The organism is Mesorhizobium sp. IMUNJ 23033 (genome assembly GCF_044778005.1).
In the GTDB taxonomy this organism is placed as follows: domain Bacteria; phylum Pseudomonadota; class Alphaproteobacteria; order Rhizobiales; family Rhizobiaceae; genus Mesorhizobium; species Mesorhizobium amorphae_A.
Genome location: NZ_JBJACT010000027.1, coordinates 22,585 through 42,963, shown reverse-complemented (window position 1 = coordinate 42,963; position 20,379 = coordinate 22,585). Strand labels below are relative to the sequence as shown.

Below are 20,379 nucleotides of genomic sequence, written 5' to 3'. Positions count from 1 at the left end.
GCAAAGCTTTCACACCGGCCGATACACCTTTTCCGCCGTATTCCAGAAGATATCCGCTAGCGCCGCCACGCCATGCTTCGCTACCGCCGCGCGGTGCGCCTTGATCAGCTCTGCATGGCTGGTCCACAGTTTCTCGATCGGGAAGTTCGAGCCGAACATCAGGTGGTCCGAGCCAAGGATGTCGATCGCATTGTCGACGATATAGCCAATCAGCGCCGGGTCGTTGCGGTGGACGAAGGTGCCGAGGCCGGAGAGCTTGGCGTAGAAATTGGGCGCGGCGGACAAAGTGCGCAAGCCGGCCTTCCAGGCCTCCGTGGTTTCCGGCTCCATGCCGGTCAGCATGCCGGCATGGGTGAGGATGAAATTGGTCTCTGGGTTTTCGCCGACCAGCGTCAGCCCGTCTTTCATCTGTGCCGGGAAAAGCTGCAGGTCGAAGGACAGGCCATAGTCCTTCAGCCGGGCGACATTGGCGCGCACCTTGGGGTCGATGACCTGGTCGGCCGAGGCGGCGAAGCGGAAGGCCGGTGTCTCGTGCCAGTGAAGCTGCATGCGCACGCCGCGCAGCAGCGGATACTTTTTCAGCCGGTCGATCTGGTGGCGGACATCGTCGACCGTCATGTCGGCATAGCCGACGATGGCATGCGGCCAGCCGGTTTCTTCCGCGGTCTTCTGCAGGAAGGCGACCTCGTTTTCGAAGTCTTCCTTCGCCCAGTTGGTCTGGACATAGACAGCCTTCTCGACGCCGGCCCCCTTTTGGTCGGCCAAGAATTCCTCGATCGGATAGTCGCGGCGGATCGGCTCGTAGAGACCAAAAATGCGCGGCACCATCGGTCCGACCAGCCAGGGCTGGTCCTTTTGGCGCCAGATGTGGAAATGCGCATCGATCGCTTTCTGCATCATGAGACCCTCTTCCAGATTGCCGCGGCCGCCGGGGCAGGGCGCGCGAGCGACAGGATGAAATCGGTGAGGCTTTTCACCGACGAGCCGTCGACGAGATCGTCGAGCACTGGCAGGATAGCGCGAAGCGCTGCCGTGGCCGGCCGAAAGCGCGGGTCGCCAGCCAGCGGTGTCGCCAGTGACAGCCGGAAGGCGCGGGCGCTCAGCCGGCGCATCGCGATCTCCAGCTCGGCATGATCGCCGCGCTCTAGCGCGTCCGACAGGATGATCACCGCCGCCCCGCGCGCAAAGGCGGAAAAGCGTGGCACCGAGAGGAAGGCGACCAGCGTCGGTCCCATTCTCGTCCCGCCATCCCAGTCGTCGACCTGTGCGGCCGCGCGCGCCAGCGCCTGGCCGCGGTCGCGGATGCGCAGCGCCGAGGTGATGCGGGTGAGCCGCGTGCCGAAGGTGAAGATCTCGGCGCGGCCGGCGCCCTGCACGGCGGCGTGCGCCAGCCGGAGGTAGTCTGCAGTGTGCAGCTTCATCGAGCCGGACACGTCGATCAAAAGCAGCAGCTTGCGCGGTACGGTCTGGCGACGGCGCAGCATCGGCGAGGGGATGTCGCCATCGGCACTGACGATTTCGCTCAGCGAGCGGCGCAGGTCGAGCGTGCCGCGCGATCGCGTGCGGATGGTGCGGAAGGAGCGGCGGGCGGGCAGGGCGGAGGCGAGCTTGCGGCGGAAGGGGGCGAGGCTGTCGCTGTCACGCTGGAAGTCGCGGCTGCTCAACTGTTCGATGGCCGAGGAAATTTCGCCGCCTTTCTCCTGGCGGGTGGTCTGGTTCTCTTCCTCGCGCATGCCGCGATCATCCTTGATGCGGGTTTCCTCGTCTTCCTCACCGTCGATCGAAGGTCGGGCATCGCCATAGAAATAGCTGCGAAAATGCGCCTCGAATTCGGCGCGGCGGTCGGGCGAGGGGGCAAGCGTGGCCAATGCTGCCTCGCGAATATCGGCCATCGAGCGCGGCCCGAGCAACGTCACCGCCTGCATGAAGCTGGAGATCTGCTGCGGCGCGATGGCAAAGCCGCAGCGGCGCAGCAACCGGCCGAAGCCGAGCATGGGTTCCGCGGCGCGGGGTAAGTTCGCGGCGGGTCTCAAGCCAGAGCCTCCTCGACGATCCGGCCGAGCTCCGGCGCAATCGAGGACATATCCTCCTCGTCCTTGATCAGCACGCCGATGGCGCGGCGGAAGGCTTCCGGCCACGGGCTGCCGCCCTTTTCCAGAATGGTGGCGGCATTGGCCCATTCGACCGCTTCGGCGATGCCCGGGGGCTTCGCCAAGGGACGGGCGCGGATGGTCTGCACGGCATTGGCGACGGCACGCGCGGTGGCCTCTGCCACGTCGCCGGCGCGCAGCATGATGATCTCGGCCTCCCGGTCGGCATCGGGATAGCCGATCCAGTGATAGACGCAGCGCCGGCGCAGCGCCTCGGCGAGTTCCCGGGTGCGGTTCGAGGTCAGGATAACGATCGGCTGCGTGGCGGCGCGGATCGTGCCGCGCTCGGGAATGCTAATCTGGAAATCGGAGAGGAATTCCAGAAGCAGCGCTTCGAATTCATGATCGGAGCGGTCGATCTCGTCGACCAGCAGCACACGCTGCTCCGGCGCCTTCAGCACCTGCAGCAGCGGCCGGGCGATCAGGAACCGGTCTTCGTAGATGTCGATCTCGTGCTCGCCGGCATGACGGATGGCGAGCAATTGACGCTGGTAGTTCCATTCGTAGAGCGCATGCGCGGCGTCGATGCCCTCGTAGCATTGCAGCCGCACCAACTCGCGGCCGAGCAATTCGGCGATCGCCTTGGCCGCTTCCGTCTTGCCGACGCCGGGCGCACCTTCTAGCAGCAGCGGCTTGCCGAGGCGGATCGCCAGGAAGATGGCGGTCGCAAGGCTCTCATCTGCCAGATAGCGCGAAGCGGCGAGCCGCGATGCCACCGCCTCGGGCGAGGGCGCGACAGTCTCGGCGCTTGGATCAGGCATTTCGCCCCTCAGCTCGCGGCCTGCGCTTTGAGCGCCCGCAAAATGCGTTCCGGCGTGATCGGCAGCGTGTCGATGCGCACGCCGACGGCGTCGAAGACGGCGTTGGCCACGGCCGGGATTTGCGGATTGGCGCACATTTCGCCCGGCCCCTTGGCGCCAAACGGTCCGTCGGCCGACGGCCGCTCCAGCACGATGATCTCGGTTTCCGCAAGATCGCCCGGCCCCGGCATCAGATACTGGTTGAAGTCGGTGCCGCCATGATCGCGGTTCGGATAATAGGGCTCGGTGGTCTCATAGAGCGCGTGGCTGATGCCCATCCAGGAACCGCCGACCAGTTGCTGCTCGACCATTTTCGGGTTCAGCGCGCGGCCGATCTCGAAGACGTTCTTGACCGTGAGCACGGTGACCTCACCGGTCTCGTCGTCGACCTCGACCTCTGCCACCGTGCAGGCATGCGCGTAGCAGGTCGACGGCTTCATTGCGCCGGTTTCTTTCTCCGGATAGGAGCGCGGGATCAGGAACATGCCGCGGCCGGAGATCGAGCGGCCACGCTTGAAATGTGCCGACAGCGCGACATCGAAGATCGAGATCGACTTCTGCGGCGCACCCTTGACCAGGATGTTGCCTTGGCCGTCGGTTTCGAGGTCCGACGCGTTGACCTCCAGCTCCTCGGCCGCCACTTCCAGCATCACCTGGCGGGCTTCCTTGGCGGCCTGGATGACGGCGTTGCCGGCGCGATGGGTGCCGCGCGAGGCGAAGGTGCCCATGCAATGCGGACCGGTGTCAGTGTCAGCGGTATCGATGATGACGCGGTCGGTCGGCACGCCGATGGTCTCGGCGCAGATCTGCGCCATGATCTGCTTCATGCCCTGGCCAAGATCGACTGATGACAGCGTCACCATGAAATTGCCGGTCGGCGTCGAGTGCACCAGCGCCTGGGTCGGGTCGCCGCCGAGATTCATGCCGGTCGGGTAGTTGATCGCGGCGACGCCGCGTCCGCGCCTTATCGCCATCTCATGCTTCCTTCTTGTAGGAGGACATCGCCATGAACTTCTCCGCCACCGGCCAGTTGGCGGCGCGCGAGGCCTCCTGCATGCATTCGATAAGTGCTGCCCCTTCCGTAGGTTGCCGATGCGCCTTCATGTCGCCGTCGCGATAGGCGTTGATGAAGCGGAATTCGAGCGGGTCCATGCCGATCAGCCGCGCCAGCTTGTCCATCTGCACCTCCAGCGCGAAGTCGCCGATGGTGACGCCGAAGCCGCGCATGGCCGAGGAGGGGGTGCGGTTGGTGTAGACGCAATAGGTGTCGATCCAGACATTGGGGATCGTATAGGGGCCGGGATAGTGCGCCGCACCCTTCTGCGCGCCATAGGGCGAGTGGCGCGAATAGGCGCCGGCATCGGTGTAGCCGGTGACTTTGCGCGCGACGATGCGGCCGTCCTTCATGACGCCGTCCTTGATGACCACCTTTTCGGCGGCGCGGGGTGACGATATTTGCATCTCCTCCTCGCGGCTGTAGATGAAACAGACTGGTCGTCCGGTTAGTTTGGCACCGAGGATGGCGATCGGCTCGACGATGACGTCGACCTTGCCGCCGAAACCGCCGCCGACGGTGCCGCCGACGAAATGCAATTTGCTGCCGGGCATCTGCAGGATGATCGAAGTGTTGTCGAGGGTGAAGAACATCGCCTGCGTGTTGGTGTAGCAGGTGAAGCGGTCATTGCCCTCGGGTGCCACGACGCAGCCCGTGGTCTCGGTCGGTGCGTGTTCGATCGGCGAGGACTGGTAGCTCTGTTCGAGGATGTGATCGGCCTGGGCAAAGCCCGCCTCGACATCGCCGAAGCGCACCTTGCGGCATTCGCCGCTGTCGTAGAGATAGTAGTTCTGGCCGTGATATTCGTTGACCAGAGGTGCGCCGGGCTTCAGCGCTTCCTCCATGTCGAAGACGGCCGGCAGCACCTCGTAGTCGACCTTGACCTTGGTGGCGGCTTCCTGCGCGGCGCGCTCGTTCTCGGCCAGCACCGCCACCACGGCCTCACCCTTCCAGCGTACCTTGCCGTCGGCGAGCACCGTTTCGTCCTCGGGGCCGATCTGGATCAGGATCAGGATGGTGTAGACATTGTGTGGCACGTCCTTGGCAGTCAGCACCTTGACCACGCCCGGATGCTTCTCGGCCTCCGAGGTGTCGATGCTCCGGATGCGGGCGTGATGGTGCGGGCTGCGCACCATCTTCAGGTGCAGCATGCCCGGAAAATTGCGGTCGGCGAAATAGGCGGTCTTGCCGGTGACATGGCCGGGCGAATCCAGGCGCGGCCTCGGCTGGCCGATCTCGTTGAGGCCGTCCTTGCGAACATCGGCGAAATAGCTCTTGCGCAGTTCCATTTTGCTTCCCTCAGGCCGCGTTCTGCGAATTGGCGCGGGCCGCACGCAGCACCGCCTGGATGATCGGCTCGTAGCCGGTGCAGCGGCAGATGTTGCCCGATAGCGCCTCGACCACCTCCTCGCGGCTAGGGTTGGGCGCGTGGTCGAGCAACACCTTGGCAGCCATGATCATGCCCGGCGTGCAGAAGCCGCATTGCGTGGCGAAGGCGTCGAGGAAAGCACGCTGCAGCGGATGCAGGACGCCGGCTTCGGCGAGGCCCGAGGTCGTCTGGATATCGGCGCCGTTGCAGGTTTCGGCCAGGGTCAGGCAGGAGAGCCGGAGTTCACCGTCGATGATCACCGAGCAAGCGCCGCAGGTGCCTTGATGGCAGCCGCCTTTCGGCGAGGTATCGTCGATCTTGTCCCTGAGCGCGTGAAGCAGCGTCGTGCCGCTGTCGACGAATTCGGCCTTTTCCGCGCCGTTGAGCGTGAACTGAACCGGAACCTTTGCCATTTTTTTTCCTCCCAGCGCGCCTGCCCGAAGCATCGGACAGACGCGCGCCCCCCAGCCGATGGTTAAGCGAGCAGCAGCCGGCCAAGATGGACCGGCAGAACTTCGTTGCGATACCAGGCGCTGGCGACCGGATCGGTGATCGGCGACGTGCCTTCGCCGGCGGCGGCGAGCGCCGGCGCGATCTCCTCAGCGGTCAATTTGCAGCCGAGCAGCGCCTTCTCGGTCGCCCTGGCGCGCATCGGCCGGTCGGCCATGCAGCCAAGGGCGATCCGCGCGGACGTCACCGTGCCGTCGGCCGCCCGCTGCAGGTGCGTGGCGATGCTCAGCACCGAAACCCCTTTCGGCTTGACCCGCGACACTTTGAGAAAGCGGAAGCTCTCCGCGCGGGGCAAAACGAAGGTGATCCCGGTGACGATGGCGCGGCTGGTGTCGCGCCCGGCCAAAAAGGTCTGGATCGGCACCTCGCTGTCCTCGGTGACAATAATGGCATCCAGCGCAAGCAGCGCGACGGTGAAGTCGCCATAGGGCGCCGGCGCGAACAGATTGCCGCCGACGGTCGCCATGTTGCGGATCGCCGGCCCGCCGACGGCACGCGCGGCCGGCGCGAGTGCGGCAAGCTCGGGATGACGGGCGATCGCCGCCATGGTGACGGAGGCGCCGAGCCGAGCCTCGCCGCCGGAAACGGCGATCGCCGACAGGGGAGGTTCGGTGACGCGCACGAGGCTGGACACGGAAACATCGCCTTCGTTGGCGGCGCGCACGACCAGTGTGCCGCCGCCGAGATAGCGCGTGCCGGCGGCCTGCAGCGCTGCATTGGCGTCTTTCACCGTCGAAAAGGTCTGCAGCGCAAGCGTCATGGCGCGCTCCTGGGTTTTCAGCCTTGGCCGGCGAAGTGGGTCTTCAAGGCGTTGAAGCCGCCCTGGAAGACATTGGCGCCCATGCCTTCGGCCAGCTTGTCGGCCTCCTCGGGTGCCGCGTCGAAGCTCGCGCTCCATTCGGCATAGGTGCGGTCGCCGTCGGTGATGCGCCGCAGCTGCAGCGTCGCCTTGTGGTTGGTGATCGGCTGCGGGGTTTCAAGGATGGAGTAGCTGACGAGGAAATTCTGGTCGGAAAAATCGAGCAGCTTCTCACGGATGCGAGCGCCGCTGACGAGCTGGAAGTTGCGCACGCAGCCGATCGCGCTTGCGTCCTTGCCGTCCTCGATATGGCTCTCGACCATGCGCGGGTGCCAACTCGGCAGGCCGTTGAAGTCGCGTATCAGCGCCCAGACCTTTTCGACCGGAGCGTCGATGACGCTGGATATGGTGACTTTCGCCATAAGCTCGTTCCCTTGCGAAAATATCTGCATCAAGGGTAGGGCGGTGCGGCCGGCAGCGCTTATCAATGCGTCTTGAGCGCGTATCAAATAGTCTGAAAAAGGGCCGCCTGGATCAGGCGGCTGCCCGCGCGGCCTCGCGGTAGAGCGTCGGCGGGACGCCGACATGGTCGCGGAAGAAGCGCGAGAAATTGCCCTGGGTGGTGAAGCCGAGATTGCAGGCGACCGAGATCAGCGGCGCCTCCGACCACTGCAACTGCCGCACCGCTTCCTCCATGCGCAGCGTGTTCCAGTAGACGTTGGGCGTCAGATTGGTGTGTTCCTTGAACAGGGCGAAGAAATGCGGCCGTGACAGGCCGACGCTGCGCGCCACGTCGTCGAAACAGATGCGCTCGCAGACATTGGCCTTCATCAGCTGGATCGCCTTGCGGACGCGGAAATCCTGCATGGTGTTGACGCGTCCGCGCGACACTTGCGGGGCCGAGGCGTCGGCGGCGTCGAGCACGCTGTCGATGAAGCGCTCGATCTCGTAATTGGCGACGTCGTCGATGCTCTCATTGTCGCTGAGATGATCGAGCAGGCTGGCCGCCGCCTGGTGCAGCCACGGTTCCAGCGTGATCGCCGCCTGTGCGAATAGCGGCGCGGACGAGGGCAGGTCGCGGCGCCCGCGCGCCCAATCGGGGTCGATGTAGAAGGCAAGGAACAGGCCCGGCCTGCCGTCATGGGACAGAGCATGGCTGTGCGGCTGGAAGGAGTTGATGCCGGCGGCGGTGGTGGGGCCGAGCCGCACCGTCTCGCGGCCGATGGTCATCTCGCCGGCCGTGCCCTCCAGCCAGATGATCAGGTGTGCCTCGACATGGGCATGGGTGACGAAGTCGCTGGCGACATTCAGGACAGAAACATGTCCGAACCGGCCCCAGTAGAGCCTGATCGCTTCCGTCATGGGTATATCCTCCCGCAGGCGACTGGCCTCCCTTCGCCTGCTGAGTGGATAGTGCGGCGGGGGTCGTGCCCGCGTCAAGGCGTAGCCACGAGACCTTGGGCGCGCCATGCCTTGGGCCGGCCGATTTTCAGACCGAGCGATAGGAGCCGGATGGTACAACGGCCCCGGTCGAGAGCTAGTCGTTGCGCCTGAAGTTGCGGATGCGGTCGAACAGGACCGCAAGCAGGATGGCGCCGCCGATGAACACACCTTGCCAGAAGGCATTGATGCCGAGCAGGCCGAGGCTGTTGCGGATGACCTCGATCAGCGCCGCGCCAACGATAGCGCCGAAGGCGGTGCCGACGCCGCCGGCGAGATTGGCGCCGCCGATGACGGTGGCGGCGATCACCTGCAGCTCCATGCCGGTACCGAGATTGGTGGTGACGGCGCCCAGCCAGCCAGTCTGGATGATGCCGGCAATGCCGGCGGCGAGTGCCGAGATCATGTAGACCGCGACCTTGATCTGGCGCACGGGAACGCCGGTCAGCGTCGCCGCGTGCTCGTTGCCACCGATGGCGAAGATGTGGCGTCCGAACTTGGTCCAGCGCAGGATGAAGCCGGTGATCAGCGCCAGCAGGATCATGTAGAGCACCGGGTTGGCGATGCCGAACACCCAGGCGCCACCGCCGAGTGCCAGAAGCTTGTCGTGGTCCGGTCCGAACTGGAAGACGACCGTGTTGTTGGAGGCGACCATGGCCAGGCTGCGCGCGATCGACAGCATACCGAGCGTCACTACGAAGGGCGGAAAGCCGAGATAGGCGATCAATATGCCGTTGAAGGCGCCGATGATCAGTGCCGTCGCGATCGAGACGGCGATGCCGACTTCTATGCCGTAGCCGGCATGCATGGTGACCGCCAGCACCATAGAACACAAGCAAAGCACCGAGCCGACCGACAGGTCGATGCCGCCGGTGATGATGACGAAGGTCATGCCGAGCGCGATGATGGCGACGAAGGTGATGTTGCGGGTGATGTTGTAAAGGTTCTTCTGCGTGGCGAAGGCATCGGTGGCAAATGACAGGAACAGACAGGCGAGGATGACGGCGATCACCACCCAGAAGGTCTGGCTGGCAAATATCCGTGACAGCAAGGTGTGCTGTTTCTGCGCGATCGTCTGATCAAGGGTGACTGCCATTATCGACCTTTCCTGGCGGCGGCGGACCGCGCCAACCCGGCGCATTCGCAGCTGCGAAAATCCGGACGCATCAATTTCACAATACCTGTTCGATGGCGCCGGTGATCAGCCCGGTGACTTCCTCGGGCGAACTCGACGCGATCGTCTTGTCGGCGACCTTCCTGCCGCGCCGCATGACGATGACGCGGTCGGCAACGTCAAAGACGTCAGGCATGCGGTGGCTGATCAGCACGACCGCGATGCCCTGGTCGCGCAGATGCCGGATGAGGTTCAGCACCTCGGCCACCTGGCGCACCGAAATCGCCGCCGTCGGCTCGTCCATCAGCACGATCTTGGCTTGCGACAGCATGGTGCGGGCGATCGCCACCGCTTGCCGCTGGCCGCCGGACATCTGCTTGACGAGGTCGCGCGGTCGGGTCTCCGACTTCAGCTCGGCGAAGATCTGGCCGGCGCGCTTGTACATCGCGGCATAGTCGAGGATGCGGAACGGTCCGACGCCCCGGCGCAACTCGCGGCCGAGATAGACGTTGGCGGCGGCGGTCAGATTGTTGCACAGCGCCAGGTCCTGGTGGACGATCTCGATGCCGTGCTGGCGCGCCTCCACCGGCTTGTGCAGGATCAGCTCCTTGCCGTCCATCTGCATGGTGCCGTGGCTCGGGCGGAAATTGCCGGCGATCATCTTGACCAGCGTCGACTTGCCGGCGCCGTTGTCGCCCATCAGGCCGACGACCTGGCCGGGCTCGATCGACAGCGACACGTCGTTGACCGCCTGGATGGCGCCGAAATGTTTCGAGATGTTGGTGAGTTCGAGAACCGCCACCAGCCTTCATGCCTCCCATGTTTCCTGGCCTGCGGTTGTCCCCGCGGCCTCGCTCTCCCAGCTCCTCCCGGGAATGGCGATTTCACGCATTTACGCGAATGCTCATGCAAGCGTCAATCATTTGTCGGACGAATTGAACGCATGTTTTTCCAAAAATCCGTTTTGTAGGACAAATAGCAATTGACGTTGGCAGCGCGCCGATATTAGCTAAGCGTCGGAGGAGATTATGCCGATCCATCGGCCGGTTAGCCGGGTGGCATCAGCGGAGGTTATGGGTCGTGGGATTCGGCAATACCCTTTTGGGGAACCGGTCCAGGACCGCGTCTGGAAATGCTTATCAACTTGGGCTGACGGCAAGAGTGCTCGTGAAACGACCCTCTGTCATCGCTTGGTCCGGGTTGATCTGTGTGGCGGGCACGCCGTGCCCGTCTGTTTCAAGGGAGGACTGACATGAGGAAATCACTTTTGCTCGCCGCTGTCGCCGTCATGGCGTTGGGCGCCGGGCCGGCTTTGGCCAAGAAACAGCTCGTCATCGTCGTGAAGGGTCTCGACAATCCGTTCTTCGAGGCCATCAATCAAGGTTGCCAGAAATGGAACAAGGAAAACGCCAGCTCGGAGTATGAGTGCTTCTACACCGGTCCGGCTTCGACCTCCGACGAGGCCGGCGAGGCGCAGATCGTCCAGGATATGCTGAGCAAGGCCGACACTGTGGCGATGGCGATTTCGCCGTCCAACGCGCCGCTGATTGCGCAGACGATCAAGAGCGCCAATCCGTCGATCCCGATCATGACCATCGACGCCGATCTGGCCAAGGAAGATGCCGGCTTGCGCAAGACCTATCTCGGCACCGACAACTACCTGATGGGCAAAAAGATCGGCGAGTACATCAAGAAGGGCAAGCCGAATGGCGGCAAGATCTGTACCATCGAGGGCAATCCGGCTGCAGACAACATCCTACGCCGTGCACAGGGCATGCGCGACGCGCTTTCGGGCAAGGAAGGCCTCGCGGCGCTCGCCGGCGAAGGTGGCTGGACCGAAGTCGCCGGCTGCCCGGTGTTCACCAATGACGACGGCGCCAAGGGCGTGCAGGCGATGACCGACATCCTCGCCGCCAACCCCGACCTCGACGCTTTCGGCATCATGGGCGGTTGGCCGCTGTTCGGCGCGCCGCAACCCTACCGCGACCTGTTCAAGCCGATGGCCGACAAGATCGCCAGCAACGCCTTCGTCATCGGCGCCGCCGATACGATCGGCGACGAAGTGGCGATCGCCCGTGAGGGCCTCGTCACCGCACTGGTTGGCCAGCGGCCGTTCGAAATGGGCTACAAGGCGCCATCGGTGATGATCGACCTGATCGAAGGCAAGAAGGTCGACGATCCGGTCTTCACCGGCCTCGACGAATGCACCAAGGACACGGTCGACACCTGCATCCAGAAGTAGGCCTCGATCTCGGGGCGCCCTTCGAAGGGCGCCCCGTCACTTCCTTCAGAACAAGGACAAGGCAGCATTGTCGGGGCAGCGTGCTCCGGCTTTGACGCGCCCATACTTCTCGCATTTCGGCCTATATCCGCGGGCGCGGACAATTCCGGACAGTTTCCCTGCGACAGACTGCCGATGCCGGAACGCCGATGCCGGACGATAAGTCAAGAAAGCGATCCGCCAGGGCAGGGGCGCCAGCCAGCCCCCCTCCCGCTGCTGCTGTTCGACGGCCCGACATGGCATGGAACCCGGGGTCGAGCGTGCATGCCTCGCTGGCGAGCGAGATCGGCCTCAGGATCGTACGTGGCGACTATCCGCCGGGCACAATTCTGCCGAACGAAGCGAAATGGTCGGAAACCTTCAACGTCAGCCGTTCCGCAGTGCGCGAGGCGATCAAGATGCTGATGGCGAAGAGCCTTCTGGCATCGCGCCCCAAGATCGGCAGTTGGGTCGAGCCGAAGGAGCGCTGGAACCTGCTCGACCGCGACGTGCTCGCCTGGTACGCGACCGCGCCGGACCGCGAATTGTTCCTGCGCACCGTGCAGGAATTCCGCCACATCATCGAACCGGAAGCCAGCGCCTACGCTGCCATGCGGCGCAGCGAAGAACAGATGATGGAGATCAGTCAGGCCTGCCGGGAGATGGGGCAAGCCACGAATTTGCAGGAGCGCACGCGTGCCGACACGCGCTTCCACCTTGCGATATTGAGGGCTTCCGGCAACGACCTGCTGGTGCCGCTCGGCGTTCTGATCGAATCGGCGCTCGACCACCTCTTTGTTTTCGTCACCCGCGAAACCAGCGATCAGCGCCTGGCGCAGAAGCTGCACGAGGCGATCGAGAAGAACATCCGGCTGCAGCGGCCGGATGCGGCGCGCAACGCCGTGCGCAGGCTGCTCGCCAACACCGACGAAGTGATCGGCCGATCGCGGCGGTGACGCCGCTCGCGATCTCCAGGAGAGAGCCCTCAGATCGTCTGCTTCTTGCCGTCCTTCGACGGCATCAGGTCGACGCCGTTGACCTTGGCGACATGCGTCGCCAGCATCGGCACGAACTGTTCCGCTAGGCCTGCGGCGAAGGCGCCGGCGAAAGAATTCTTGGTGGCGTTGCCGAGCGGGTTGGCGATGCCGGCGGCGCCCGCCATCGACTCCAGATAGGTAAGGTCCTTGAAGGCATTGGCGATGGAGAATTTATGCGCGTCGCGATCGCCCTCCAGCGTCCAGCGCATGAAGGTCTGGTAGAAGCCGCAATCCATGCGGCCGTTGCGGATGACGCTGTCGAAGCGCGGCGGTGAGATGCCGACCTTTTCGGCCAGCGCCAGCGCTTCGGAGTAGATCGCGGCGTAGCCCAGAGAGATGAAGTTGTTGAGCAGTTTCATGCGGTGGCCGTCGCCGATGCCGCCGATATGGACGATGCGCCCGGCCCAGGTTTCGAGCACCGGTTTCAGCCTGGCGAAGAGCGCGTCGGAGGCGCCGACCATGGTGTCGAGCGTGCCTTCCCAGGCCTCCTTCGGCGTGCGGCTGAGCGGCGCGTCGACATAGTCGACGCCAAGCGCCTCGAGTTCGGCGGCAAGCGCTATCGTTGAGACCGGATCCGACGTCGAGCAATCGACGACGACGGAGCCTTTCTTCAGACCCTCCTTCAGGCCGCCGGGGCCGCGGATGATGGCCTCGACCTCGCGCGAGCCGGTGACGCAGATGAAGACGATGTCGGATGCGGCGGCGACTTCGCTCGACGTCGCCGCTTCCTTGGCACCACGGCCGAGCAGGTCCTCGGCCGGTTTGCGGTTCTTGCGGCCGAGGAATGTCAGCGCATAGCCCTTGTCGACGATGTTCTTGGCGATGCCGTGCCCCATCAGGCCAAGGCCGATGAAACCGATCTTCTCGCTCGCGGCAGTCGTGCTCATGTCGTTTCGTCCTGTTTGGAAATTATCGATAATGGCGCCGTCGTTCTTGCCGCATGCGGTTGCAGAATGCAATATTGTCTGACAATACACATAATCCCCAAGCAATGTGGAGAGCAAAATGACGAAGCGGATCATGTTCACCGGCGGCAGCGGCAAGGCCGGACGCCATGTCGTGCAATATCTGGTCGAGCATGGCTGCCAGGTGCTCAACATCGACACCAAGCCGCTCGACAACCCCAAGGTGCGCACTTTGATCACCGATATCACCGACAGCGGCCAGGTGTTCAACGCGCTGTCCAGCTATATGGGCCTGCACGAGTTTGATCCGTCGCTACGTCCGCAGCCGGTCGATGCCGTGGTGCATTTCGCCGCCATTCCGCGCATCATGATCACGACCGACAACGAAGTGTTCCGCATCAACGCGCTGGGCACCTACAATGTCATCGAAGCGGCGGTGAAGCTCGGCATCCGCAAGGTGGTGATCGCCTCCAGCGAGACGACCTATGGCGTGGTGTTCGCCAACGAGCCGCGCGACCCCAAATATCTCCCGCTCGACGAGGAGTACGACGTCGATCCGATGGACAGCTACGCGCTGTCCAAGGTCGTCAACGAGAAGACGGCGCGCGCATTCGCGCAGCGCAACGGCACCGACATCTATGCCTTGCGCATCGGCAACGTCATCGAGCCGCATGAATATTCACTGTTCCCGAAATGGTTTGCCGATCCGGGCTTCCGCAAGCGGATCGCCTGGAGCTATGTCGACGCGCGCGACCTTGGCCAGATCACCCTGCGCGCCGTCGAGAAGGACGGGCTCGGCTACCAGGTGTTCAACGCTGCCAATGACGACACCTCGTCCGATCTGCCGACCGCGGAGCTTTTGCAGCGCTTCTACCCCAACGTGCCGGTCAAGGCCGAACTCGGCGAATACGAGACTCTGCTCTCCAACCGCAAGGCGCGCGACATGCTCGGCTTCCGCCCCGAACATAGCTGGCGCAAATACGTCAAATAGGCCCGGCCGGGCCATGATACCGGACTGATCTGTGCACAGCCGCCCGCATTGCGCTCCGGCGCCTGTCGGCGGCTTGACAGCTTTCGAAATCCAGACTTTGTGAACCACATGCGGGACGGGAAGCCGAGCAACGAGAAAACACCGGCCAAGACGGCGTCCGCCGAGCGTCCGGCTGCCGTTCGGCGGGCCGATGCGGCGCGCATTCCCGGCTCCAGCGTGCATGCCTCTTTGGCCAGCGAGATCGGACTTCGGATCGTGCGCGGCGACTATCCGCCGGGCACCATCCTGCCCAATGAAGCCAAATGGTCGGAGACCTTCGACGTCAGCCGCTCGGCGGTGCGCGAGGCGATCAAGATGCTGATGGCAAAGAGCCTCCTGGCGTCACGCCCGAAGATCGGCAGCTGGGTCGAGCCGAAGGAGCGCTGGAACCTGCTCGACCGCGACGTGCTCGCCTGGTACGCGACCTCGCCCGACCGCGAAGTGTTCCTGAAGACGGTGCAGGAGTTCCGCCACATCATCGAGCCGGAAGCGACCGCCTATGCGGCCATGCGGCGCACCGACGAGCAGATGGCCGAGATCAGCCAGGCCTGCCGGGAGATGGGCGACGCCCCCAGCCTGCAGGAGCGCACGCGCGCCGACACGCGCTTCCACCTTGCCATATTGAGGGCTTCCGGCAACGACCTGCTGGTGCCGCTCGGCGTGCTGATCGAATCGGCATTCGATCATCTGTTCGCCTATACGACGCGCGAGCTGGACGATCTGCAGCACGCACAGAAGCTGCACGAGGCAATAGAGAAGAATATCCGCCTGCAGCGGCCGGACGCGGCGCGCGCCGCGGTGCGCAAGCTGCTCGCCAACACCGACGAGGTCATCAAGTCGAGATAGGCGCGAGATCGTCGCGAGTAAGGTTCGGGTAGGTGCTGCCTCACTCTATTCGCCTGATCCTGCAGCATCTTTCTGCATAATTCGCCTGAACTCTCGAGGAGTCATCGAATAGTGCTTCTTGAATGCGCTGCAGAAATGCGCAGTGTCGCTGAAACCTGTTTCGTAGGCGATTTCGGTTACGCTGCGCCGGCGACTGTTCAGGAGTTCGCGCGCCGCCATCAAGCGAATCTGTCGCCAGAACGCTGCAGGAGCCATCTGCAGATCGGCATGGAAGGCGCGGTTCAATCGTGTTTTTGTGGTGTTCAGCGATAGCGCCAGATCCTCGACCGAACATGGCGAATCGATGCGGGTCTCCATCGTCTTCACGGCCTCCACCGTCAGCCGCGCTGCGCTGCCAAGGGCTTCCTCGTAGGGCTTCGCCTTGAGGACGATGCGAGATTCTTCCGGTTTGAAGAGAAGATAGTTCAGTGCTTTCCGGGCCCGGCCCGCATCACTGTATCGCGCGATCAGGAACGCCGCGATGTCGATGGCGACGATACTGCCCGGGCATGTGATGATGTTGCCATCGATGACGTAATTCTGGCTCGTCGCGGGATTGCTGTTTGGAAACCTGCTCAAGAACTCGCCCAACGTATCGAAATGCAATGCGCATTCGCGATGCTCCAGGAGCCCTGCCTGGGCCAGGACGAAGCTGCCCGTGCATAGACCGATAAGAGGGATTCCGCGGGCGTTTGCGGCACGCAGATATTCAAACGTCGCCTGATGAATGCCTCCAAGGTCACGTATCAATCCGCCGCATACCGCGATGCAATCGTACGCCTCGGGATCGTCCAGATTCCCTGTCGGCGTCATTTCCAGTCCGCAGCTGGCGCGCACAGGTGACGGCCCCGCCGAGATGAAATCCCAGGCGAAATAGACCTGACGGCTATGGTCCTGCTTATCCGCGGCAAGTCGAAGAGCGTCGACAAAGCTGGCCATTGGCGTCAGCGTGAAGCTCGGACAAAGGATCAAGCCGACGCGAAGGTAAGGAAGGGCCGTTCGGTTCGGCACCCTTAGCGTAGATGTCAACGCGCGCTCCCAATCCGCCTCCCGATTCAAATATTATGAAAAATGAGCCGGAATCACAATCTTCCAGTGTCGCGCGCCGCTAATCATATTAGTCACACCTAACCTGTGTCCACGATACCGGACAGATTGGGCATGACTGTGAAGCCGGCCTTTCATAGGATTCTCGAGCCGCTCCAATTGCGCCACAAGACGCTGCGCAATCGCATTACTTTCGGAGCGCACACCGCGAATATGGCCGAGGATGGACTGCCCGGCTCGCGCCATTTGGGTTACTATCGGGAACGCGCCCGAGGAGGCGCTGCCATGATCGTGGTCGAGCCGATGCCGGTTCATCAGACCGCCCGTCTGACGCGAGGCAATTTCCGCCATGACGATGACGCCGTAATACCCGGATTCAGAGCGATTACCGAGGCATGCAAAGCCGAGGGGGCGGTCATGGTCCATCAGCTCTATCATGTCGGACAGCATGGCGATTTCGACAATTCATATAGCGCGAACTGGTCCCCCTCCGGGCTCCCGTCCTATCACGACGGAGACGGCAGTCACCGCATGCGAGAAGCCGAGATCGAGGAGATAATCGAGGGCTTCGTTCGCGCGGCTGTGCGGGCGAAGACGTGCGGCTTCGAGGGGGTGGAGCTGTTCGGGCCCTACAACTCGCTCATCGAGCAGTTCTGGCTGCCGTGGTCAAACCGCCGCGACGACCGATGGGGCGGCTCGTTCGAAAACAGGATGCGGTTCTCGACTGAGATCACCTCGCGCATTCGTGCGGCCGCGGGCGACGAATTCATTATCGGGCTCGCCTCGAGCATCGATACCTCGGTCGACATCGGAATGGGTACCGAACTTCTCCAGGAAATCGCCGCGTACCACGATACGCGTGCTCTGATCGACTACATCACTTGCGGCACCGGCAGCTATTTCGACCACGCCTCAGTCATGCCCACGTTTCTCTTCGCCGACAAACTCGGCGCTCCCAATGCGCAGGCGCTGAAGGAGGTCTGCAAGCACATACGCGTCCAGGCAGAGAGCCACATCCGAACGCCCGAGAACGCAAACGAAGTCATATCATCGCGACAGGCGGACATGGTCAGTATCGTGCGAGGCCAGATCGCGGATCCGTACTGGGTCAAGAAAGTTGCGAGCGGCCGTGACACCGAGGTCCGGGGCTGCATCTCCTGCAACCAGATGTGCTGGGGAAGACGCTCTAGGGACTACTGGATCTCGTGCCTCGTCAATCCGTCTGCCGGCCGTGAATTCGAATGGGGAGGCGACACGTTCATCCCGGCCATAACACCGAAGCGCGTGCTGGTGGTGGGAGGCGGACCGGCCGGACTCGAAACGGCTCGCGTCGCGGCCGAGCGTGGCCATAGCGTGACGCTGGCAGAAGCCGCCCCGCAGCTCGGCGGACAGTTCAGGCTGGCCGGCATGCAGCCGCGCCGGTCGCAGATCGTAGAGTTGGTCGATTGGTACGAACGACAGTTGACCCGGCTGGGCGTACGGGTGCTGCTCAATGCGCCGCTCGACGCTGCGGAGATCGCCGGGCACGACGTTGATGAAATCGTCATCGCGACCGGTTCGCAACCTGCCGGGACAGGCTTCCAGCGCGGCTTGCCGGGGCAGGATCGTCTGCCAGGGGCGGACTTGCCGAATGTCTGGTCCGTCGAGGACGTGATGACGAGGACGGCGCGGTTGGGCGACCATGTCCTTCTCATCGACGACACGGGCGACTGGCGCGGGCTTGGCACGGCCCTCGAAATCGCAGCACGCGGACACCGTGTGACGGTTATCACGGCATGGCCGGTCCTCGGCCGTTACCTGCAGCGAACGGAAAGCGACGGCGTTGCGCGAGCTCGGCTGAAGATCGGGGGCGGTGGCTGGATAACAGACACGGTGGTCAAGGAATGGCACGGCGACGGCGCCACTGTCAGATGCCATCTCGATGGGACCGAAACCGAGATCAAGGCCGACACCCTCGTCCTTGCGACCACCAACGTCTCGGACACATGGGTGCTGGACGATCTTGCGGAGCAGATACCCGCATTGCAGCCGAAGGTGATCGGCGACGCCTTGGCACCCCGGCTAGCTGTGGCGGCAATCTACGAGGGGAGGGTACTCGGCCAATCCATTTAGACTGCTCCAACTGCCAAATGGCAGACCAGATCCTCGGCCGACCAGGCGCGGTTTCCGTGCAGTGACGGTCCTGAGATCCGAGACCCGGGCGGAATATCCCGGGGTTCAACGATTGGTTGGGCAATGCGTTAAACACAAACAATGGGAGATCCAAAATGAAGTTTTTCAGAAGCGGCGGAGCCCGCGTTCCGGAAGTGGTCACGAGCATGGCCAAGGACGTTCGCGAGGGCCTTATGGACCGGCGCGAGTTCCTCGCGATGGCCAGCACCTTCGGCGCATCGACTGCGCTGGCCTACGGCATGGTCGGCCTGGCTGTGCCGGTCCCCGCCTTTGCCGAAGAAGGCAAGAAGGGCGGAACGCTTCGCGTTGCCATGGTCGTGAAGCAACAGAAGGACCCGCGTACCTATGATTGGGTCGAGATGGCCAATATCAGCCGCACTTGGCTGGAGCCGCTGGTCAAATACACCCGCGAATTCACCTTCGAGCCGGTCCTTCTGGAGAGTTGGGAAGTCAACGGCGACGCCACCGAATACGTGCTCCATGTCCGCAAGGGCGTAACCTGGAACAATGGCGACGCGTTCAATGCCGACGATGTCGTCTACAATTTCAACCGGTGGTGCGACAAGAAGGCGTCCGGCAATTCCATGGCGGCACGCGTCAACAGCCTGATCGATCAGAACACCGGCAAGGCGCGCGAGGGCGGCATTACCAAGGTCGATGACCACACGGTCAAGCTCTCGCTCGGCGCTTCGGATATCGCGCTCATCGCCAATCTTACCGATTATCCTGCCTTGGTCGTGCACCGCAATTTTGACGCCGATGGCGCCGACCCGGCCACAAAACCGATTGGTACGGGTGCATTCGAGCTCGTCTCCTACGATGTTGGCCAAAAGGCAGTCGTCAAGCGGCGCGAGAACGGCAAGTGGTGGGGTGGAGAGGCGCTGCTCGATGGGGTCGAGTTCATCGACTACGGCACCGATCCAAACGCAATGGTGAACGCCTTCGAGTCGGGTGAGGTCGATCTCAACAATGAAACCGGGGCGGACTATGTCGAGATCCTGGACGGACTTGGACTTAAGAAAACAGAGATCCAGACGGCGACTACGCTCGTTGCGCGCACCAACGTCACGCAAAAGCCCTACGACGACAAGCGGGTGCGCAACGCGCTCCAGATGGCAGTCGACAACAACGTTGTGCTTCAACTCGGCTACGCCGGGCGCGGCACAGTGGGCGAAAATCATCATGTCAGCCCAATTCATCCCGAATACTTCCCCCTGCCTAAGAAAGCTCGCGACGTGGAAGGGGCCAAGAAACTCATGGCCGAGGCCGGCCAGGCCGATTTCGAGCACGAGCTGATCACCGTGGACGATGATTGGAACAAGAGCACCGGTGATGCGATCGCTGCCCAGCTTCGCGACGCGGGCATCAAGGTCAAGCGCACGGTACTGCCTGGCTCGACCTTCTGGAACGACTGGACGAAGTATCCTTACTCCTTGACGGTTTGGTACATGCGCCCGCTTGGAGTCCAGGTTCTGGCGCTGGCCTATCGTTCCGGCGAGGCCTGGAACGAGACAAGCTACTCCAATCCGGAGTTCGACAAGAAGCTCCAGGAGGCTCTGTCGGTGAGCGCCCCCGAAAAACGCCGTGAGGTGATGAAGGAGGTCGAGGCCATTATTCAGGACTCGGGGATCATCATCCAGCCCTACTGGCAAAAGCTCTACAATCACATGAATGAGAAGGTGAAGAACTACTCCATCCACCCAACCTTCCAGATAGATCTGCAGAAGGTCTGGCTGGAACAGGCCTGACGAAAAGGCCAAGTTGGCGGCCGCGAAAAATAGCCTTCCTTCGGAAGGAAAATTCGCGG

Annotated in this window: 19 protein-coding genes; 6 read left to right on the top strand and 13 right to left on the bottom strand. The window is 63.1% G+C overall.

The window, feature by feature from the left end:
* Positions 1-9: 9 nt before the first annotated feature.
* From ACFX5Q_RS25205 to ACFX5Q_RS25155, 11 genes are all read right to left on the bottom strand, one after another.
* Positions 10-897, bottom strand: a complete 888-nt coding sequence (locus ACFX5Q_RS25205; protein WP_404282533.1) for an amidohydrolase family protein — start codon at positions 895-897, stop codon at positions 10-12.
* Positions 897-1,994: a VWA domain-containing protein gene (locus ACFX5Q_RS25200; RefSeq protein WP_404282531.1), complete on the bottom strand. Its 1,098-nt coding sequence runs from the start codon at positions 1,992-1,994 to the stop codon at positions 897-899. The genes ACFX5Q_RS25205 and ACFX5Q_RS25200 overlap by 1 nt, the downstream gene beginning before the upstream one ends.
* A gap of 35 nt (positions 1,995-2,029) precedes the next feature.
* On the bottom strand, positions 2,030-2,911 hold the full coding sequence (locus ACFX5Q_RS25195; protein WP_404282414.1) for an AAA family ATPase: 882 nt from the start codon (positions 2,909-2,911) through the stop codon (positions 2,030-2,032).
* A gap of 8 nt (positions 2,912-2,919) precedes the next feature.
* On the bottom strand, positions 2,920-3,924 hold the full coding sequence (locus tag ACFX5Q_RS25190; RefSeq protein ID WP_404282412.1) for a xanthine dehydrogenase family protein molybdopterin-binding subunit: 1,005 nt from the start codon (positions 3,922-3,924) through the stop codon (positions 2,920-2,922).
* A 1-nt stretch (position 3,925) separates the two neighbouring features.
* Positions 3,926-5,293, bottom strand: a complete 1,368-nt coding sequence (locus tag ACFX5Q_RS25185) for a xanthine dehydrogenase family protein molybdopterin-binding subunit (protein ID WP_404282411.1) — start codon at positions 5,291-5,293, stop codon at positions 3,926-3,928.
* 10 nt (positions 5,294-5,303) lie between these two features.
* The gene (locus ACFX5Q_RS25180) at positions 5,304-5,786 is read right to left on the bottom strand and encodes a (2Fe-2S)-binding protein (protein ID WP_404282409.1); all 483 of its coding nucleotides are present in this window, start codon (positions 5,784-5,786) and stop codon (positions 5,304-5,306) included.
* A 62-nt stretch (positions 5,787-5,848) separates the two neighbouring features.
* On the bottom strand, positions 5,849-6,643 hold the full coding sequence (locus ACFX5Q_RS25175) for an FAD binding domain-containing protein (RefSeq protein ID WP_404282407.1): 795 nt from the start codon (positions 6,641-6,643) through the stop codon (positions 5,849-5,851).
* 17 nt (positions 6,644-6,660) lie between these two features.
* Positions 6,661-7,104, bottom strand: coding sequence for an SRPBCC family protein (locus tag ACFX5Q_RS25170; protein WP_404282405.1), 444 nt, complete (start codon positions 7,102-7,104; stop codon positions 6,661-6,663).
* A 112-nt stretch (positions 7,105-7,216) separates the two neighbouring features.
* Complete coding sequence (locus tag ACFX5Q_RS25165; RefSeq protein WP_404282403.1) at positions 7,217-8,044, bottom strand: helix-turn-helix domain-containing protein; 828 nt, start codon at positions 8,042-8,044, stop codon at positions 7,217-7,219.
* Between the two features lie 175 nt (positions 8,045-8,219).
* A complete protein-coding gene (locus ACFX5Q_RS25160) occupies positions 8,220-9,218 on the bottom strand; it encodes an ABC transporter permease (RefSeq protein ID WP_404282401.1) in 999 nt (332 codons plus the stop codon).
* A 76-nt stretch (positions 9,219-9,294) separates the two neighbouring features.
* Entirely contained in the window at positions 9,295-10,038 is a 744-nt protein-coding gene (locus tag ACFX5Q_RS25155; RefSeq protein ID WP_006202797.1) for an ATP-binding cassette domain-containing protein, read from the bottom strand.
* A gap of 450 nt (positions 10,039-10,488) precedes the next feature.
* Between ACFX5Q_RS25155 and ACFX5Q_RS25150 the strand changes: the two genes are divergently transcribed.
* Entirely contained in the window at positions 10,489-11,478 is a 990-nt protein-coding gene (locus ACFX5Q_RS25150) for a sugar-binding protein (RefSeq protein WP_404282399.1), read from the top strand.
* A 188-nt stretch (positions 11,479-11,666) separates the two neighbouring features.
* Positions 11,667-12,452: a FadR/GntR family transcriptional regulator gene (locus ACFX5Q_RS25145; protein WP_192180757.1), complete on the top strand. Its 786-nt coding sequence runs from the start codon at positions 11,667-11,669 to the stop codon at positions 12,450-12,452.
* 29 nt (positions 12,453-12,481) lie between these two features.
* Here ACFX5Q_RS25145 and ACFX5Q_RS25140 read toward each other — a convergent pair whose 3' ends face one another.
* Positions 12,482-13,555, bottom strand: a complete 1,074-nt coding sequence (locus ACFX5Q_RS25140; RefSeq protein WP_404282530.1) for an NAD(P)-dependent oxidoreductase — start codon at positions 13,553-13,555, stop codon at positions 12,482-12,484.
* Between ACFX5Q_RS25140 and ACFX5Q_RS25135 the strand changes: the two genes are divergently transcribed.
* The gene (locus ACFX5Q_RS25135; protein WP_404282396.1) at positions 13,539-14,429 is read left to right on the top strand and encodes an NAD-dependent epimerase/dehydratase family protein; all 891 of its coding nucleotides are present in this window, start codon (positions 13,539-13,541) and stop codon (positions 14,427-14,429) included. The genes ACFX5Q_RS25140 and ACFX5Q_RS25135 overlap by 17 nt on opposite strands.
* Positions 14,430-14,537: 108 nt before the next feature.
* On the top strand, positions 14,538-15,314 hold the full coding sequence (locus ACFX5Q_RS25130; RefSeq protein ID WP_404282394.1) for a FadR/GntR family transcriptional regulator: 777 nt from the start codon (positions 14,538-14,540) through the stop codon (positions 15,312-15,314).
* Between the two features lie 45 nt (positions 15,315-15,359).
* Here the strand turns inward: ACFX5Q_RS25130 and ACFX5Q_RS25125 are convergent, their stop codons facing one another.
* Entirely contained in the window at positions 15,360-16,292 is a 933-nt protein-coding gene (locus ACFX5Q_RS25125) for a GlxA family transcriptional regulator (protein ID WP_404282392.1), read from the bottom strand.
* Positions 16,293-16,514: 222 nt separating this feature from the next.
* On the opposite strand from ACFX5Q_RS25125, the gene ACFX5Q_RS25120 reads away from it, so the two are divergent.
* Positions 16,515-18,512: an FAD-dependent oxidoreductase gene (locus ACFX5Q_RS25120; protein WP_404282390.1), complete on the top strand. Its 1,998-nt coding sequence runs from the start codon at positions 16,515-16,517 to the stop codon at positions 18,510-18,512.
* A gap of 155 nt (positions 18,513-18,667) precedes the next feature.
* On the top strand, positions 18,668-20,320 hold the full coding sequence (locus tag ACFX5Q_RS25115) for an ABC transporter substrate-binding protein (protein ID WP_404282388.1): 1,653 nt from the start codon (positions 18,668-18,670) through the stop codon (positions 20,318-20,320).
* The last annotated feature ends 59 nt before the right edge of the window (positions 20,321-20,379 follow it).

Excerpts from the sequence above, each read along its gene's own strand:
- ACFX5Q_RS25205 (WP_404282533.1), bottom strand. The coding sequence starts at position 897 with ATGCAGAAAGCGATCGATGCGCATTTCCACATCTGGCGCCAAAAGGAC.
- ACFX5Q_RS25200 (WP_404282531.1), bottom strand. The coding sequence starts at position 1,994 with ATGCTCGGCTTCGGCCGGTTGCTGCGCCGCTGCGGCTTTGCCATCGCG.
- ACFX5Q_RS25195 (WP_404282414.1), bottom strand. The coding sequence starts at position 2,911 with ATGCCTGATCCAAGCGCCGAGACTGTCGCGCCCTCGCCCGAGGCGGTG.
- ACFX5Q_RS25190 (WP_404282412.1), bottom strand. The coding sequence starts at position 3,924 with ATGGCGATAAGGCGCGGACGCGGCGTCGCCGCGATCAACTACCCGACC.
- ACFX5Q_RS25185 (WP_404282411.1), bottom strand. The coding sequence starts at position 5,293 with ATGGAACTGCGCAAGAGCTATTTCGCCGATGTTCGCAAGGACGGCCTC.
- ACFX5Q_RS25180 (WP_404282409.1), bottom strand. The coding sequence starts at position 5,786 with ATGGCAAAGGTTCCGGTTCAGTTCACGCTCAACGGCGCGGAAAAGGCC.
- ACFX5Q_RS25175 (WP_404282407.1), bottom strand. The coding sequence starts at position 6,643 with ATGACGCTTGCGCTGCAGACCTTTTCGACGGTGAAAGACGCCAATGCA.
- ACFX5Q_RS25170 (WP_404282405.1), bottom strand. The coding sequence starts at position 7,104 with ATGGCGAAAGTCACCATATCCAGCGTCATCGACGCTCCGGTCGAAAAG.
- ACFX5Q_RS25165 (WP_404282403.1), bottom strand. The coding sequence starts at position 8,044 with ATGACGGAAGCGATCAGGCTCTACTGGGGCCGGTTCGGACATGTTTCT.
- ACFX5Q_RS25160 (WP_404282401.1), bottom strand. The coding sequence starts at position 9,218 with ATGGCAGTCACCCTTGATCAGACGATCGCGCAGAAACAGCACACCTTG.
- ACFX5Q_RS25150 (WP_404282399.1), top strand. The coding sequence starts at position 10,489 with ATGAGGAAATCACTTTTGCTCGCCGCTGTCGCCGTCATGGCGTTGGGC.
- ACFX5Q_RS25145 (WP_192180757.1), top strand. The coding sequence starts at position 11,667 with ATGCCGGACGATAAGTCAAGAAAGCGATCCGCCAGGGCAGGGGCGCCA.
- ACFX5Q_RS25135 (WP_404282396.1), top strand. The coding sequence starts at position 13,539 with ATGACGAAGCGGATCATGTTCACCGGCGGCAGCGGCAAGGCCGGACGC.
- ACFX5Q_RS25140 (WP_404282530.1), bottom strand. The coding sequence starts at position 13,555 with ATGATCCGCTTCGTCATTTTGCTCTCCACATTGCTTGGGGATTATGTG.
- ACFX5Q_RS25130 (WP_404282394.1), top strand. The coding sequence starts at position 14,538 with ATGCGGGACGGGAAGCCGAGCAACGAGAAAACACCGGCCAAGACGGCG.
- ACFX5Q_RS25125 (WP_404282392.1), bottom strand. The coding sequence starts at position 16,292 with ATGGCCAGCTTTGTCGACGCTCTTCGACTTGCCGCGGATAAGCAGGAC.
- ACFX5Q_RS25120 (WP_404282390.1), top strand. The coding sequence starts at position 16,515 with ATGACTGTGAAGCCGGCCTTTCATAGGATTCTCGAGCCGCTCCAATTG.
- ACFX5Q_RS25115 (WP_404282388.1), top strand. The coding sequence starts at position 18,668 with ATGAAGTTTTTCAGAAGCGGCGGAGCCCGCGTTCCGGAAGTGGTCACG.